Source organism: Paracoccus sp. 22332 (assembly GCF_052045125.1).
In the GTDB taxonomy this organism is placed as follows: Bacteria; Pseudomonadota; Alphaproteobacteria; order Rhodobacterales; family Rhodobacteraceae; genus Paracoccus; species Paracoccus haematequi_A.
The window spans coordinates 1-15407 of the sequence record NZ_JBQEOI010000029.1 but is presented as its reverse complement, the minus strand read 5'-3'; the positions used below and the strand labels follow the sequence as shown (position 1 = coordinate 15407).

The following is a 15407-nucleotide window of genomic DNA, read 5'->3' as shown; positions in this document are numbered from 1 at the left end:
TGGAATACCAAAGGTGTCAATTGGACTTTGTTACGATAACGCCGCCTGGTCTAACGTGACAACACTTCACAGGAGGCGACATGGCGGAATTCGATGCGATCGTGATCGGAGCGGGCACCGTCGGTGCCGCCATCGGTTATGGCCTTGGGCTGCGGGGGCTGCGTGTTCTCGTGCTGGACGGCGCGGATACGGATTTCAGGGCGGCACGGGCGAATTTCGGTCTGATCTGGGGGCAGGGCAAGGGCAAGGGAATGCCCGCCTATCAGGATCTGACCAAGCGCAGCACCGATATCTGGCCCGAATTCCTTCAGGAACTGCGCGAGAACGCCGAGGGCACGCAGATCGATTATGAACGCAAGGGCGGGCTTGCCTTCTGCATGGGTGATGACGGCTTCGCGCAGCGCAAGGCCCTGATCGATCGATTGCATGATGAACATCTGTCACTGAACCCCGAGGCCGGCGATCCGGATGTCGAGATGCTGAGCCGCGACGAAGTCCAGAAACTTTTACCGGATCTGCGGCTTGGCAACCGCGTCAGCGGGGCCAGCTTCGGCAAGCGGGACGGGCATGTGAACCCGCTTCAACTGCTTTCCGCCCTGCACAAGGCGATCGTGCGCCAGGGTGGCGACGTCAGAGGAAATAGCGAAGTTCGCGAAATCCGTCCAGAAGCCGGGGGTTACGCAGTCCGGATCGGGACGAGGGAATGGCGGGCAGGGCGCGTCGTGATCGCCGCAGGGATCGCAAGCGGTCGGCTGGGCCGTCAGGTCGGGCTGGATGTGCCCATCCGCGCTCAACGCGGCCAGGTTTTGGTCACGCAACGACTTGCGCCTGTTCTTCCCCTTCCGTGCAGCGGCCTGAGGCAGACGGCCGAGGGCACGATCATGATCGGTGCGACGAAAGAGGAAGTCGGCACGGACGTGTCTTCGACCACGCGGGCCTCGGCTTGGCTGTCCCGCAAGACCGTCGAGATTGCCCCGGCTCTGGCCAAGGTGCAGTTGGTGCGGCATTGGTCGGGCCTTCGGATCATGACCCCGGATGGCCATCCCGTTTATGCGCAATCGCCCGATCATCCCGGCATCTTCATCGCCAGCTGCCATTCGGGCGTTACCCTGGCCGCGGTTCACGCGAAGGAACTGGCCGACCATGTCGCATCGGGCACACTTCCCGAAACCTACGAACCTTTCCACCATAGGCGCTTTAATGTTCAGACAGCTTGCTGATCCCGGTGATCCTTCTTTCCATGTCCATATCGACGGCGTCGAGACCGTGGCCCGTCCCGGCGACACGGTAGCTGCAATCCTGCTTCGCACGACGCCGCATATCGCCCGGCACACGCCGGTCAAGGAAACGCCACGTGCGCCGTTTTGCCTGATGGGCGTTTGTTTCGATTGCCTTGCGACGGTGGATGACGAAACGTCGGTGCAGACCTGTCTGGTCGAGGCGCGCCCCGGAATGCGGATCGAGCGTGCCAAAGGCAAGCTAAGGATCGCGCCATGACGGCCCACCACGACATCCTGATCGTCGGCGCGGGACCGGCAGGCATGGCGGCTGCAGTGCAGATGGCCGAACTGGGGCTGGCCCCCTTGGTCATCGACGAACAGACGACGCCCGGAGGTCAGATTTGGCGGGCCGGCGAAGGCGCGCGATCGGACGCGGTGCGGCAGGCTCTGGGTCCGGACTATGCGCAGGGCGCGGACAGGATCGCGCGGTTCCGCGCGTCCGGTGTCGATTACATGCCCGGCACACGCCTGTGGCACCTAGAGCCGGGCTTTCAGGTCTTCATGTCGCAGGGCAACGCCGCCTTCTCGCGCAGGTATCGCGCCGTCCTGCTGGCGACCGGGGCGCAAGAACGGCCGGTTCCGATCCCCGGTTGGACGCTGCCCGGCGTGATGACGGTCGGCGCCGCACAGATCCTGCTGAAAACCTCGGCCCAGATCCCGGATGAGCCTGTCTGGATCGCCGGTTCCGGGCCGCTGCCGCTGCTTTACATGCGGCAGTTGCTGGCCTTGGGCGGCAAGATTGCAGGTTATCTGGACACGACGCCACGCGGGCAGGTGGGCAGGGTTGCCCCCCATGCGATGGCTGCCTTTCGCGGGCGAGGCGACCTCATCAAGGGGTTGAAGTGGATGCGGCAATTGCGGGCGGCAGGCTTCCCGTGGTTGCGCGGGGTCCGCGATCTTCGGGCGATCGGGCAGGATCGGGTCGAAACCGTATCCTATACCACGTCCGACGGAAAATCCCACAGGAAGCCGGCATCGCTGCTGCTTCTGCACGAAGGAGTCGTGCCGTCGATCCATGCCACGCTGGCGATGAATTGCGATCATGACTGGTCCGAGGGCCAAGGCTGCTTCATCCCGCGAACCGATGACATGGGCATGACCAGCGTGGATGGCCTCTATCTGGCCGGGGACGGTGCCGGTATCGTCGGGGCGCTTGCCGCCGAGGCGCGAGGGCGGATTGCCGCCTTGGGCATTGCGCAGCGCCTGGGCGTGGGATCGCTGGATCAGCGGCTTCGCGAGACACGCGCGACCTTGGCGCAAAAGATGGCATCACGCCCGGTGATCGACGCGCTTTACCCGCCGCCCGATGCGGATATCCCTGATGAGACAGTCATTTGCCGGTGCGAGGAACTGACGGCCGGTGAAATTCGCGCCGCCGCCAAGCTGCACCGCGGCGGCCCGAACCAGGTCAAGGCCTATACCCGATGCGGAATGGGTCCATGCCAAGGTCGCCAATGCGGCTACAGCGTGAACCGGATCCTGTCCGAGGAATACAATCAAAGCCGCGCGGAAACCGGCTTCTTCCGAATCCGTCCGCCGTTGAAGCCTGTGACGCTGGGAGAACTCGCTGCCCTTGAAGAGGGGCGCGAGGCACCATGAGCAGCCCTGACGTCATCGTCATCGGCGGCGGCCTGCACGGTCTGTCCGCAGCCTTGCATCTTGCCAGAGGCGGGGCCGATGTCACCGTTCTGGAAGGCGAGTTCGTTGGACGCCACGCCTCTGGCGCATCCGCGGCCGGTGTGCGCACCCTGGGGCGAAACCCGCTTGAAATGCCGCTTTCGACAATCGCGATGGACATGTGGCACCGGATCGCCGACTTGGTGGACGACGACTGCGGGTTTCATGCCCATGGCCAGCTCAGGGTTGCTGAAACCGATGACCAGATGGGTGCCGAGAGGCAGCGCATTTCGCGCCTGAGAGATAACGGATATTCCAATGAGGCGCTCATCGGCCAGGATCAGTTGCGCCGACTGGTTCCGGGCATCAATCCCAAATTCATCGGTGCCGCCTATGCAGCGGATGACGGTGCGGCGGATCCTCATCGCACTCTGGTCGCATTCCGCGCAGCGGCCCGGCGTGCCGGCGTGACCATCGTGGAAGGGGCGCCGGTCCAGGGACTGAATCGCACGGGCGGCGGTTGGACGGTCCGGACGCAAGCCGGCACGTTCGTTGCGTCAAAGGCCGTCAATGCCGCAGGCGCCTGGGGTTCCCGCGTTGCTGCGATGGCGGGCGAGACGATCCCCCTGTTGGCCAAGGCCTCGATGATGATGGTGACGGAACGGCTGACCCAGACGATCCGCCCGGTCGTCAGCATCATCGGCCGGTCGCTGTCATTCAAGCAATCCTCGCAGGGCACCCTTGTTCTGGGCGGGGGAATACAGGGGCGATATGATCTGGATAGCGGGCGCACCGCCATGGATTTCCACGCCTTGGCCAGAGGAGCCGCGGCCGCAGAAGAATTGATGCCTTCGGTCGCCGGAGCCCGGATCACCCGCTGTTGGTCGGGGATCGAGGGCAAGACGCAGGATCTTCTGCCCGTCATCTGTCCGGGCAAGACCGAAGGTCTTTTTCATATCTTCGGATTCTCGGGTCACGGTTTCCAGCTCGTGCCGGCCGCAGGGGCGGCGATGGCCGAGATGGTGACGACAGGTGTCGTGCCCGAGGTTCTGCGTCCATTCGATGCAGATCGACTGACAATCAAAGGAGCCGTGGCATGACCCAATACGTGATCCGACGCGCCCTGCTGGCGATTCCGACCTTGCTGCTGATGCTGACCGTCGTCTTCGTGCTGGTCCGGCTGGTGCCGGGGGACGCCGCCATCGCGATCCTGGGCGATCAGGCCAGCGCCGAATCCCTGGCCGCGATGCGGGCGCAGCTTGGACTGGATCAACCGATCCACATCCAATATGTCGATTTCCTGGCCAAGGCGATCACCGGCGATTTCGGACACTCGCTATCGACGGGGCGCAGCGTCCTGCAAGAAGTGGCGATCGTCCTGCCCTATACCCTGGAGCTGACGGCAGCGGCACTTGTGATCGGCGCGCTGTTCGGCATCCCCTTGGGAACCTATGCCGCTCTGCATCGGAACCTGTGGCCGGACTATTTCAGCAGGGTTCTGTCGCTTGTCGGGCTATCCTTCCCGGCTTTCGTCTCGGGCATCCTGCTGCTTCTGGCCTTTGCCGTCCATCTGCGCTGGTTCCCCGTCATCAGCAGCGGTGGCAGCGGGGCAGGGGATCACATTCGCAACCTCGCGCTGCCCGCCTTGAACCTGGGCCTTATCATGACGGCCTATATCACGCGGGTCACGCGATCTTCCATGCTGGGCGTGCTGAACGAGGATTACATCCGCACGGCCCGCGCCAAGGGCGTGCGCCCCGGCCCGCTGATCCGGCGCCATGCGCTGCGCAACGCGCTGATCCCGGTGGTGACCGTCGTCGGCCTCTATTTCGGAACGCTGATCGGAAACTCTGTCCTGACCGAGATCGTCTTTTCGCGGCCGGGGCTAGGCCGATTGATCCTGGGGGCGCTGAATGCCCGCGATTACACCTTGCTGCAGGGTCTGATGGTCGTCTTCGCGACCTTCGTGATCCTTGTGAACATGCTGACTGACATTGCCTACGGGCTGGTCGACCCGAGGGTGAAATACAACTGATGTCCATCACATCCGATATTCCCGTCCGCCAGAACGCCCTGTGGCTGGCGTTTCGCCGCAACCGTCTGTCCTGGGTCGGGCTGGCCCTGTTGGCCGTGATCGTCTGCGCGGCAGTGTTCGCCCCGCTTCTGGCCCCCTACGATCCGCTGGAACAGCATATCGTCAACCGTCTGCAACCGCCTTCCGCCGAATTCTGGCTGGGCACCGACACCTATGGGCGGGATGTGCTGTCGCGGTTGATCTATGGCGCACGGGTGTCGCTGGTCGTGGGCTTCGTCGCGATCCTGATCGCGATGGTGGTAGGATCGGCCATCGGCATTCTGTCGGGCTTTATCGGTGGCGTCTTCGACCGTGTGGTGATGAGCTTCCTCGATGTCATGCTGTCCTTTCCGACCCTTCTTCTGGGTCTGATGATCGCCGCGATGCTGGGCGCCAGTTTCGAGAACCTCGTGATCGCCATCGCCATCACCGAGATTGCGCCCTTCGCACGGGTCGCCCGCGCGCCGACAATCGCCCTGAAGCAGCGTGACTTCATCGAAGCGGGCCGGGCGATGGGATATTCCAATCCACGGCTCATGGGTCTTCACATTTTCCCCAACATGGTTTCCGAAGTCGTCGTGATGGGATCGATGTGGATGGCCAGCGCCATCCGGACCGAGGCTTCGCTCAGCTTCATCGGGCTTGGCGTGCCGCCGCCCACGCCGACCTGGGGCAGCATGATCCGCGAGGGATTCGAGAACATCCTGGATTCCTGGTGGCTTGTCCTCTTTCCCAGTCTTGCGATCCTGTTGACGGTTTTGGCCCTCAACATCCTCGGCGACGCCTTGCGCGATGCGATCGATCCGAAAACCCGCGCGGAATGAGTGGGATACCTGCGATGAACACTGAAACCTCTCCGATCCTTGATGTGCAGAACCTGCGGACCGAGTTCCGCAGCGGCGATGGATGGCAGGCTGCCGTCCACGATCTATCGATGCAGATACATGCGAATGAAACGCTGGCCGTCGTCGGGGAATCCGGGTCGGGAAAATCGGTGACGGCCTTGTCGATCCTGCGGCTTCTGCCACCGGGCGCCCGGATCGCGCAGGGCAATATCCGGTTCGACGGCAGGGATCTGACCAAACTGGACGAGAACGCGATGGCCGATATTCGCGGCAACAGGATCGCGATGATCTTCCAGGAACCGATGACCTCGCTCAACCCGACCATGAAGGTGGGCGATCAGATCGCGGAATCGCTCTCAATCCACCGGTCCATGGGTGGCCGCGCCGCGCGGGCGGAGGCCTTGGCCCTGTTGGACCGGGTTCGAATCCCCTCGGCCAAGCGACGGATGGACGAATTTCCGCACCAGTTCTCGGGCGGGATGCGCCAGCGTGTGATGATCGCCATCGCGCTTGCCTGCCGGCCCAAGCTTCTGATTGCGGACGAACCGACGACGGCGCTGGATGTGACAATCCAAGCCCAGATCCTGCAACTCATCAAGGAACTGCAGGACGAGGAGAAGATGGGCGTCCTGTTCATCACGCATGACATGGGCGTGGTCGCCGAAATCGCCGACCGCGCATTGGTGATGCGGCGCGGCGACGTGGTCGAAACCGGCGATTGCCGCGATATCTTCGCCAGACCGCAGCATCCCTATACCCGCACGCTGCTGTTCGCGGTGCCAAGACTGGGCGCGATGGGCGGGTCGGATCGCCCGACGCCGTTTCCCGAAATGGACGAAAGCGGCAAGGCGATCACGCCGCCGATACCCGAGATCGAAACCGTGCGACGCGACGAAGAACCGCTGTTGCAGGTCCAGAACCTGACCACAAGATTTGACATCAGAGGTGGCATCTTTCGAGGTATTCGTGGGCGCGTCCATGCGGTCGAGAATGTCTCGTTCGATCTGCGCGCAGGCGAGACACTGGCTTTGGTCGGTGAAAGCGGCTGTGGAAAATCGACGACCGGGCGGTCCATTCTACATCTTGAAAAACCCAGTTCGGGCGATGTCTTGATCGCCGGGCAGTCGCTGTCGTCGCTGACCAAGGCCCAATTGCAGGCCGAGCGGTGCCGGATGCAGATGATCTTCCAGGATCCTTTTGCCAGCTTGGATCCACGCCAGACGATCGGCGCCGCGATTGCCGAACCGCTGCTTGTGCATGGTCTGGCGGATCGGCAAACCGCGCGGAATCGGGTTGCCGCATTGCTCGAGCAAGTCGGCCTGCCGGCATCGGTGGCGGGGCGCTATCCCCATGAATTCTCGGGTGGTCAGCGCCAGCGCATCTGCATCGCCCGCGCCTTGGGGATGGAACCGCGTCTGATCGTGGCGGATGAATCCGTCTCGGCGCTGGACGTGTCGATCAAGGCGCAGATCGTGAATCTGATGCTGGATCTGCAAGCGAGATTGGGTCTGGCCTATCTTTTCATCAGTCACGACATGGCGGTCGTAGAAAGGATCAGTCACCGGGTGGCGGTGATGTATCTGGGCGAGATTGTCGAGATAGGGCCGCGCGCACAGGTCTTCGGCAATCCGCAGCACCCGTATACGCGCAAGCTGCTGTCGGCGGTGCCGGTCCCCGACCCCTTGCGCCGCAGAATTCGCGAACCGCTGTCCAACGATGAAGTCCCGAGTCCGGTCAGGGCTGCGGATTACGTGCCCCCGCAGCGACGATATCGTCAGGCCGGGACCGATCATCTGGTCATGGAGCATTAGTTGAGACGATCGGCGCTGGCCTCCATCGCATCCTATATCGTCGAGACGCGGGGCAGCGTCATCAGCGGACAGACCCGTGATGCCGCTCTGCGCTGCCTCTTCGACCTGATCGTGGCCGCCGCGGCGGGACACGAGGATCGCGGCCCGCTGGCCGTCCGCCGCGCGGTCGGGCTGATGGGACAGGGAGAGGTGCCGGTCTGGTTCTCGGGCGTTGCCAGTTCACCACTGGGCGCGGCATGGGCGAACAGTGCGGCCGCATCGGCGCAGGATCTGGACGATGGCCACAGGTTGGCGCGCGGCCATCCGGGTGCGGTGGTCATCCCGACCGTGATCCCGATCGGGCAGGCGCAAAAGGCGTCTTGGGAACAGATGTTGACCGCCATCGTGATCGGATACGAAGTCGGTATCACCATCGCCGCCGCAAGGCGAAGCTACGGGAATACCGGGACATGGGGCGCCTATGCCGCCGTCGCGGCGGCGGGGGCGTTGTGCGGCACGTCCGCAGCCGTTCTGGAACATGCGCTGGCGATCGCCGGAGAGACCGCGCCGAACCAGCTTTTTGCAAGTGCGCCGCCGCCACGCGATCCCAGCCCCGAGGGCAGCGATGTCAAGGAGGGTATTCCATGGTCGGTCGTGACCGGACTGACCGCCTTGCGGCTGGCCGAAGCCGGCCATACCGGCCCCAGAAACATTCTGGAAAGCGTCCGCCATTACGATCTGCCCGATCCGATCCGGTTCGGGGGCGATGCGCATATCAACCATGTCTATCACAAGCTTTACGCCTGCTGCCGTCACGTCCATGCGCCGCTCGATGCCCTGCTGGGACTGATCGCCGATCACGATCTGGCCGACGCCGACGCGATCACGGTCGAGACGACGAGTGGCGCGCTAAGGATTTCGAACCTTGCGCGGCCAAGCAACCTGACGGATGTGCAATACAGCATCCCTTATTGCCTTTCCCTCGCCATGGTGAGAGGGCAGGATGGGCTGATGCATCTGCGACAGGATGTGCTGAACGATCATGCTGTCGAAACGCTCGCGCAGCGCGTGTCTCTGGTTCTGAATCCGTCATTTGACGCCCGCTTCCCACAGGAGACGCTGGCGCGTGTCACGGTCAGAAGCCGAGGGCGGGATGTCGTATCGCCGATAACGGCGCCGCGCGGCGAGGCCAGCGATCCGCTGACCTGGTGCGACCTTCGGAAAAAGGCCAAGGTGGTCTCCGAGTCTCTCGGTGCGCCGCTGCTTGGCAAGGCCTTGGACGATCTGGCCGTCAACCTGTCCGCAAACAGGTTGACAGGATTGAGCGATCTCGTCGGCTGCAATCTGGATCAGATGGCGGTCCATCCCTGACTGACGGCCTTCCGCAGGGTCTCGATCGACACGAAAGCCTCTGCAATCTCGGGCAGGATCTGGTTCTCTGCCGCGAAATCCCGTCCGTAGAGAGACGAGAAGATCGTGATTCCCGCCCGGTGCAACGGCACATCGACTTGCGCCAGTTCGGCCAGCCGAACCGTCGTCAGCAAGCCATAGGGCACGTCTTCGGTCACATAGCGCGTGTCCAGCGAGGTCGGCCCGTTCACCCCCTTGCGCGTGGCGACGATCTGGCGCAGCATCTCGGCCAATGGCCCGATCTCGATCTTGCCGGGCACGGCATAGGCTTGGTGGATGCTGCGCGCTTGAACGCCGAAGGCTTCGGCGACCCTCAGTCGCTCGCGGTCCAGATCCTCTAGAAAACGCGCAACGGCAGGAGTTATATATGGCTGCTGTGCCCATTCTTCCCCCAGTTCCATCCGCGTTAGATTGAACATTGCGATTCCGTAATGCACCGACGGATTGAGATTGCCCAAATCGACGCCAATCATGTCTTCGACAAGCGAGAACCGGTCCCCGAACAGGTTGCGGCACAGCGACAGCGCTTCCTCGCCAGCGCTGTGTGGAATGACCGCCATTTCGACCTTCGGCCGAAGTAGCGAGATCGAAACCGATGTCGAGCTGGTCTGCCGACCCGTGGACGCAGTAGTATTCCAGGCCACGATGGGGCAATCGAGGCCGCGCGCTGACAGCAACTTCGACAGATAGAGGGCTGCGAAAGACAGATGCGCGCTGAGAATGATAGTCTGATCAGGGCGCAGGACCGGCGCGATACGATCCATCACGTCGCGGTAGCCAAAAGCGGGGATCGCGAAGATGAGGGCCTCGCCATCAGCGAGTTGCTGCGCGGACCTCAATACGTCGACGTCAAACACCCCCTCCAGCGCGTTGCTCGCTTTCAACAGTGCGCCTTCAGCCAGTTCGGTTCCTCGCTTTCCGCTAGGCGACCAGAGCATCGGGTTGTGGCCCCGATCGGCTAGGAAGGCTGCATAACTATAGGCGATGCCACCGGCGCCAATGATTGATACCTGCATGAACGCCCCATCTCCAGTGAATTGCTTCGTGATCAGAGCAGAGTTTGCAGCATTGAACAAAGTCGAATTATCGTATTCGATATAACCAGAAGCTATGTGCGCCTCCCCGGAGTATGATCAGCGCAAGATCGCTATCGCTCCTGACAAAGGGCTGCATAGCGATCAGCTTTTACGCGTTCTGAATGTGAACCGCCGTTGGTCCACTTCCCGCCCTGCAAGTCGCTTATCATCGTTTGTCGCTGCGCCATGAACGAACGGCTGCTTCAGTCCGATGCTGCGAGCGCCATGCGGCGCTGCCATCAGGCAGCTTTCCGCCCTTAGCGGCTTCAGGTCGTTTTCCCCGGCGCGCGGCATCCCTTCACCGAAAATCCCGCCCCTTCACCTTGATGCTGTCCAGATGCAGGTCGCGGACATACATGTCACGGGGCCGCGGTCCTTCAGGCACGATCCCGCGCGGATCCGGGGCTGGGCTGCCATGACGGAACTCGTCGCCACGCCCGTGGGGCAGGGGGAAGGCGGTGCCGCCTCGGCCGACGCCGGCTAGCTCGCGCGAAAGGTCGGTCAGCTGATGGGCGACCAGATGCGCCACCTCGCCCTCGCGCTGAATGCGGCCCCGGACGGCGATCATCCCTGCGCCGAGGATGGTGCGGCGATGCGCCTCGAAGACCCTGGTCCAGATGACTAGGTTGGCGACGCCGGACTCGTCTTCCAGCGTGATGAACATCACCCCTTTGGCCGATCCGGGCCGCTGGCGGACCAGGACCAGGCCGGCGGTCTCCAGCCAGCACCGGTCGCGGCTGGCCATGGTATCGGCACAGGTGACGATACGGCGCTGCTTCAGTCTGTCGCGCAGGAATTCCACCGGATGCCGGCGCAGCGACAGCCCGGTATGGCCGTAATCCTCGACCACCTCGCGGCCGAGAGTCATCGGATGCAATGTGATCGCGGGTTCGGCTGCCTCGGGGTTGCTTTCGCACTCGCGGTCTGACGCCGCCGCGAACAGCGGCAGTTCCTCGGGGGCTAGTCCCTTGATGGCCCAAAGGGAGTCGCGGCGGGAGAAGCCGAGGCTCGGGCGGAAGCCGTCGGCCTCGGCGATCCGGGTCAGCGCCGCCAGCGGCGCGCGGACCCTGCGCCACAGATCCTCGACCGAGGCGAAGGGCTGATCGGCGCGGGCGGTGACGATGGCGGCACCGTGGGCATTGGCGAGTCCCTTGACCATGCGCAGCCCGAGACGGACGGCAAAGCGGCCTTCCTCGTCTTCCGGCCGGCCGGTCGGCTCCAGGGTGCAGTCCCAGCGGGAGGCGTTGATGCAGACGGGCCTGATCTCGACGCCATGGTCGCGGGCATCGCGGACGATCTGCGCCGGGGCATAGAAGCCCATCGGCTGGCTGTTCAGGAGCGCGGCGCAGAAGGCGTCCGGGTGCCAGCACTTCAGCCAGGCCGAGGCATAGGCGACCAGGGCGAAGGAGGCGGCGTGGCTTTCCGGAAAGCCATAGGAGCCGAAACCCTCCAACTGCCTGAAAGTGCGTTCGGCGAACTCCGCCTCATAGCCGCGCCCGACCATGCCGGACACCAGCTTGTCCTTGAAGGCCGAGACGCCGCCGGTGAACTTGAAGGTGGCCATGCTCTTGCGCAGCAGGTCGGCCTCGCCCGGCGTGAAGCCGGCGCATTCGATCGCCACGCGCATGGCCTGTTCCTGGAACAAGGGCACGCCGAGGGTTTTGCCCAGCACCTTTTCCAGCTCCGGCCTCGGATATTCGACCGGCTCCTTTCCTTCGCGTCGTCGCAGATAGGGGTGAACCATGTCGCCCTGGATCGGGCCGGGCCGGACGATGGCGACCTGCACCACCAGGTCGTAATAGGTGCGCGGCTTCAGCCGCGGCAGCATTGCCATCTGCGCCCGGCTCTCGATCTGGAAGGTGCCGATCGTGTCGGCCTTGCGAATCATCGCATAGGTGCGTGGATCTTCCGCCGGGATGGAGGCCAGGTCATGGACGATGCTCTTGTGCTCGGCGATTAGCGCCAGCCCCTTGGCCATGCAGGTGAGCATGCCGAGCGCCAGCACATCGACCTTCATGAACCGCAGCGCGTCAATGTCGTCCTTGTCCCATTCGATGATCTGGCGGTCTTCCATGGCGGCCGGCTCGATCGGCACCAAGTCGTCGAGGCGGTCTTGCGTCAGCACGAAGCCGCCCGGGTGCTGCGACAGGTGCCGGGGGGCGCCCTGCAACTGCCGGGACAGGTCCAGCGTCAGCCGCAGCCGGCGATCCTCGGGATTGAGGTTCAGCGCGCGGATCTGCTCGTCGCTGACGCCCTCGTCGGACCATGCCCAGATCTGCCCGGAAATCGCCTGGATCAGATCCTCGGGCAGGCCCATCGCCTTGCCGACATCGCGTAGCGCGCCTTTCGAGCGATAGCGGATCACCGTAGCGGTCAGCGCGGCGCGGTCCCGGCCATAAGTCTCGTAAACCCACTGGATGACTTCCTCGCGGCGCTCGTGCTCGAAATCCACGTCGATGTCAGGCGGCTCACGGCGTTCCTCGCTGACGAAACGCTCGAACAGCAGGTCGTTGCGGCCGGGGTCGATGGCGGTGATGCCCAGCACATAGCAGACGGCAGAATTGGCGGCCGAGCCGCGCCCCTGGCAGAGGATGTCGCGGGATCGGGCGAAGCGGACGATGCTGTGGACCGTCAGGAAATAGCGCGCATAGTCCAGCTTCTCGATCAGCCACAGTTCATGGGACAGGCTGGCCGTGACCTCCGGGGGCACGCCTTTCGAATAGCGGACCTTGGCACCCTCCCACGTCAGCCGCGCCAGCGTCTGTTGCGGGGTCAGGCTGGGATCGTCGCGTTCCTCGGGGTATTGATAGCGCAGTTCGTCCAGGGAGAACCGGCAGCGGTCCAAGATCTCGACCGTCCGCGCCAGAGCCTGGGGATAGCGGTTGAACAGCCGGTGCATTTCCTCGGGCGGCTTCAGATAGCGGTCAGCATGGCGCTCGCGGCGAAAGCCCAGGGCATCGACCGTGGTGGTGTGGCGGATCGCCGTCACCACGTCCTGGAGGATACGGCGGGCAGGATCGTGATAAAGCACATCGTTGGTGACAACGGTCGGCACGCCCTGCTGGGCGGCGAGATTGGACAGCTCGTGCAGCCGCAACTGGTCGTTCGGGCGGCGACGCAGGGTCAGGGCCAGATAGGCGCGATCCCGGAACAGATCGCGCAGCCGCCGCAGGCGCAGCGCGCAGGTGTCGTCGGCCAAGTCCGGCACCAACACCGCGATCAGCCCCTCAGCGTAATCGGCCAGGTCAGACCACTCCAGATGGCATTTGCCCTTGCCGGCGCGCGACTTGCCCAGCGTCAGTAGCCGGCAGAGACGGGCGTAAGCCGCCCGGTCGGTGGGATAGACCAGCAGCGCCGTGCCGCAAGCGAGATCCAGGCGGCAGCCGACGATCAGCCGGATGCCGGTGGTTTTGGCGGCTTCCCAGGCCCGGACGATCCCGGCCAGGGAATTGCGGTCGGTGACGGCAAGCGCCTCGATGCCCATTAGCGCGGCGGTGGCAAACAGCTCCTCGGCCGAGGAGGCGCCGCGCAGGAACGAGAACTGCGATGTAACCTGCAATTCGGCATAGCGCGGCCCGGTCATCCGAAGACCCCGTGCAAAAACCAGCGGTGGCTGCCGGTCCCGAGGTTCTCGCCGTCGCCCGCCCGGAAGATCCAGAAGCGTTCCCCCCCGTCATCCTCGATGCGGAAATAGTCCCGCACGGCGATCAGCTCGGCGTCGCGCTTCCACCATTCGCCGAAGACGCGCTCGGGGCCATCGGCGCGGCGGACCCGGCGGCGTATGCCGCGCCAGGCAATCCAGACCGGCGGATGGTCGGGCAGCAGCGCCATGGTCTCGATCGGCTCGGGCCGGGGCAGCAGGCGGGACGGGCGCGGCCAGTGATCCGGCCAGCCGGCGCCGACAGGCTCGGCCAGGGCGGCGATGCGGGCGACAGCGCGTTCGGGCACGTCGCTGGCTACCGGGGCCATGCGATAGACGGCGCGGGCGCCGACGCGGTTGGCCAGCACATCGACCAGGCCGGAAAGGTCGGCCGCCGGTTCCTCGATCAGGCGGCTGGCCGCCTGCCGGGCCGCCAACGGCTCGGCGATGGTGGCGGCCAGCGACAGGATCTCGATGCCGTAGCCAGGCGCGATGGTCTCGATCTTGTCGCACAAGAGCCGGGTCAGGCGCTTCGGATCGCGCTGCGGCTGGGCGAGGCCGACGCGAACCGTCTGGATATGACTGTCCACCCGCCAGCAGAGCAGGTCGAGGCGCCGGGCGCCAAGGCCGCGCTCTTCGAGGGCCGCGCAAAGCTGCACGGCCAGCTTGCCGATATAGCGAGCGATGGTCTCGGCGGCGGAAATGGGTTCGGCGAAGCTGCGGCGCACCTCGACCAGGCCCTCCGGGCGCAGCGGTTCGATCGGTTCATTGGCATGGCCGAGGGCCTGATCGAGTCTTCGGCAGAGTTCGGGGCCGAAGCGCCGGGTCAGCGGCGCGCGCGGCTGGCCCAGCAGATCGCCGATGCGGACGAAGCCCAAGCTGCGCAGTCCGGCCACGGTCGCGGGCGGCAGGCGCAGCGCGGCGAGGGGCAGGGGGGCCAGCAGGGTGTCCGCACTGCCCGGCTCGGCCCAAAAGACCGGATCGGCCCGATACCGGGCCAGGGCATGGGCGGCCCCCCAGGTATCGGCCACGGCGGCGCGCGCGGTGACGCCGGACATCGCCAGCCGACCGATCAGCGCCTCCAGCATGGCCGCCTCGCCGCCATGCAGGTGATCGGCGCCGGTCGAGTCGATGACGATCCCGTCCGGCGGATCGACCGCCACGATGGGCGAAAACCGTTGCAGCACCCACAGCGCCAGCCGCTCAAGGCTGGCGGCATCCTCGGCCGGATCGGCAGGCGCGACTCGCAAGCCCGGCACCAGGGCCTGGGCCTTGCTGACCGGCATCCCGACATGCAGGCCCAACTGCTGCGCAGCGGCATCGGTGGCCGTTACCAGGCGGCGGTTGCCGACCCGGCCCGCCAGGACCAGCGGCGCCTCAGCCGAAGGCGCCGCGTCGCCCGCCTGCCGCCGCAGCCGGTCCACCGGCCACGTCGGCAGGAAGACCGAGATGACCCGAGCCATCGCATGCCTCCAGTTCCACGTCAAAACTTTCGCCTGCCCGCGCCCGGATCAGTTCCACCAGCCAACGGGCGCGACCGACACCGGGGACCGGCAGGGCGGCCGAGGGCAGGACCGAGACCCGCCAGCGGGTCATCGCCGCCGTGGGCTGCCCGAAATCCGCCGCATCTGCGGACCTGCGCCAGCGGCGCAGGGCGATGCCGGTGGTGCCGGAT

12 protein-coding genes are annotated in these 15407 nt (G+C 64.8%); 8 read left to right on the top strand and 4 right to left on the bottom strand.

Going from position 1 to position 15407, the window contains the following annotated elements; translation table 11 throughout:
• Positions 1-80: 80 nt before the first annotated feature.
• From ACTJI6_RS18465 to ACTJI6_RS18430, 8 genes are read left to right on the top strand one after another with little or no spacing between them, the layout of a single operon-like run.
• Positions 81-1220 carry an NAD(P)/FAD-dependent oxidoreductase gene (locus tag ACTJI6_RS18465; RefSeq protein ID WP_126156127.1) on the top strand — a complete coding sequence of 380 codons (1140 nt, stop codon included), beginning with the start codon at positions 81-83 and terminating at the stop codon, positions 1218-1220.
• On the top strand, positions 1201-1497 hold the full coding sequence (locus ACTJI6_RS18460; protein ID WP_101754670.1) for a (2Fe-2S)-binding protein: 297 nt from the start codon (positions 1201-1203) through the stop codon (positions 1495-1497). The genes ACTJI6_RS18465 and ACTJI6_RS18460 overlap by 20 nt, the downstream gene beginning before the upstream one ends.
• A complete protein-coding gene (locus tag ACTJI6_RS18455; protein WP_440802774.1) occupies positions 1494-2879 on the top strand; it encodes an NAD(P)/FAD-dependent oxidoreductase in 1386 nt (461 codons plus the stop codon). Before ACTJI6_RS18460 ends, ACTJI6_RS18455 begins: the two co-directional genes overlap by 4 nt.
• Complete coding sequence (locus ACTJI6_RS18450) at positions 2876-3997, top strand: NAD(P)/FAD-dependent oxidoreductase (protein WP_101754672.1); 1122 nt, start codon at positions 2876-2878, stop codon at positions 3995-3997. Before ACTJI6_RS18455 ends, ACTJI6_RS18450 begins: the two co-directional genes overlap by 4 nt.
• The gene (locus tag ACTJI6_RS18445) at positions 3994-4932 is read left to right on the top strand and encodes an ABC transporter permease (protein WP_101754673.1); all 939 of its coding nucleotides are present in this window, start codon (positions 3994-3996) and stop codon (positions 4930-4932) included. The genes ACTJI6_RS18450 and ACTJI6_RS18445 overlap by 4 nt, the downstream gene beginning before the upstream one ends.
• The gene (locus ACTJI6_RS18440; protein ID WP_101754674.1) at positions 4932-5795 is read left to right on the top strand and encodes an ABC transporter permease; all 864 of its coding nucleotides are present in this window, start codon (positions 4932-4934) and stop codon (positions 5793-5795) included. Before ACTJI6_RS18445 ends, ACTJI6_RS18440 begins: the two co-directional genes overlap by 1 nt.
• Before the next feature lie 14 nt (positions 5796-5809).
• Positions 5810-7627 carry an ABC transporter ATP-binding protein gene (locus ACTJI6_RS18435; RefSeq protein WP_126156126.1) on the top strand — a complete coding sequence of 606 codons (1818 nt, stop codon included), beginning with the start codon at positions 5810-5812 and terminating at the stop codon, positions 7625-7627.
• On the top strand, positions 7628-8977 hold the full coding sequence (locus ACTJI6_RS18430) for an MmgE/PrpD family protein (protein ID WP_206437030.1): 1350 nt from the start codon (positions 7628-7630) through the stop codon (positions 8975-8977).
• Here the strand turns inward: ACTJI6_RS18430 and ACTJI6_RS18425 are convergent.
• The 4 genes from ACTJI6_RS18425 to ACTJI6_RS18410 form a co-directional block, all read right to left on the bottom strand.
• A complete protein-coding gene (locus tag ACTJI6_RS18425) occupies positions 8956-10032 on the bottom strand; it encodes an NAD/NADP-dependent octopine/nopaline dehydrogenase family protein (protein WP_126156125.1) in 1077 nt (358 codons plus the stop codon). The genes ACTJI6_RS18430 and ACTJI6_RS18425 overlap by 22 nt on opposite strands.
• A 358-nt stretch (positions 10033-10390) precedes the next feature.
• Positions 10391-13675, bottom strand: a complete 3285-nt coding sequence (locus ACTJI6_RS18420; RefSeq protein WP_440802772.1) for an error-prone DNA polymerase — start codon at positions 13673-13675, stop codon at positions 10391-10393.
• Positions 13672-15195, bottom strand: coding sequence for a Y-family DNA polymerase (locus ACTJI6_RS18415; RefSeq protein WP_440802771.1), 1524 nt, complete (start codon positions 15193-15195; stop codon positions 13672-13674). Before ACTJI6_RS18415 ends, ACTJI6_RS18420 begins: the two co-directional genes overlap by 4 nt.
• Positions 15110-15407: hypothetical protein (locus tag ACTJI6_RS18410; RefSeq protein ID WP_440802769.1), on the bottom strand; the 298-nt coding region annotated here is incomplete at its 5' end. The genes ACTJI6_RS18410 and ACTJI6_RS18415, both read right to left, overlap by 86 nt.

Coding starts and splice junctions, on each gene's coding strand:
- ACTJI6_RS18465 (WP_126156127.1), top strand. CDS start 81: ATGGCGGAATTCGATGCGATCGTGATCGGAGCGGGCACCGTCGGTGCC.
- ACTJI6_RS18450 (WP_101754672.1), top strand. CDS start 2,876: ATGAGCAGCCCTGACGTCATCGTCATCGGCGGCGGCCTGCACGGTCTG.
- ACTJI6_RS18420 (WP_440802772.1), bottom strand. CDS start 13,675: ATGACCGGGCCGCGCTATGCCGAATTGCAGGTTACATCGCAGTTCTCG.
- ACTJI6_RS18445 (WP_101754673.1), top strand. CDS start 3,994: ATGACCCAATACGTGATCCGACGCGCCCTGCTGGCGATTCCGACCTTG.
- ACTJI6_RS18460 (WP_101754670.1), top strand. CDS start 1,201: ATGTTCAGACAGCTTGCTGATCCCGGTGATCCTTCTTTCCATGTCCAT.
- ACTJI6_RS18455 (WP_440802774.1), top strand. CDS start 1,494: ATGACGGCCCACCACGACATCCTGATCGTCGGCGCGGGACCGGCAGGC.
- ACTJI6_RS18440 (WP_101754674.1), top strand. CDS start 4,932: ATGTCCATCACATCCGATATTCCCGTCCGCCAGAACGCCCTGTGGCTG.
- ACTJI6_RS18425 (WP_126156125.1), bottom strand. CDS start 10,032: ATGCAGGTATCAATCATTGGCGCCGGTGGCATCGCCTATAGTTATGCA.
- ACTJI6_RS18435 (WP_126156126.1), top strand. CDS start 5,810: ATGAACACTGAAACCTCTCCGATCCTTGATGTGCAGAACCTGCGGACC.
- ACTJI6_RS18415 (WP_440802771.1), bottom strand. CDS start 15,195: ATGGCTCGGGTCATCTCGGTCTTCCTGCCGACGTGGCCGGTGGACCGG.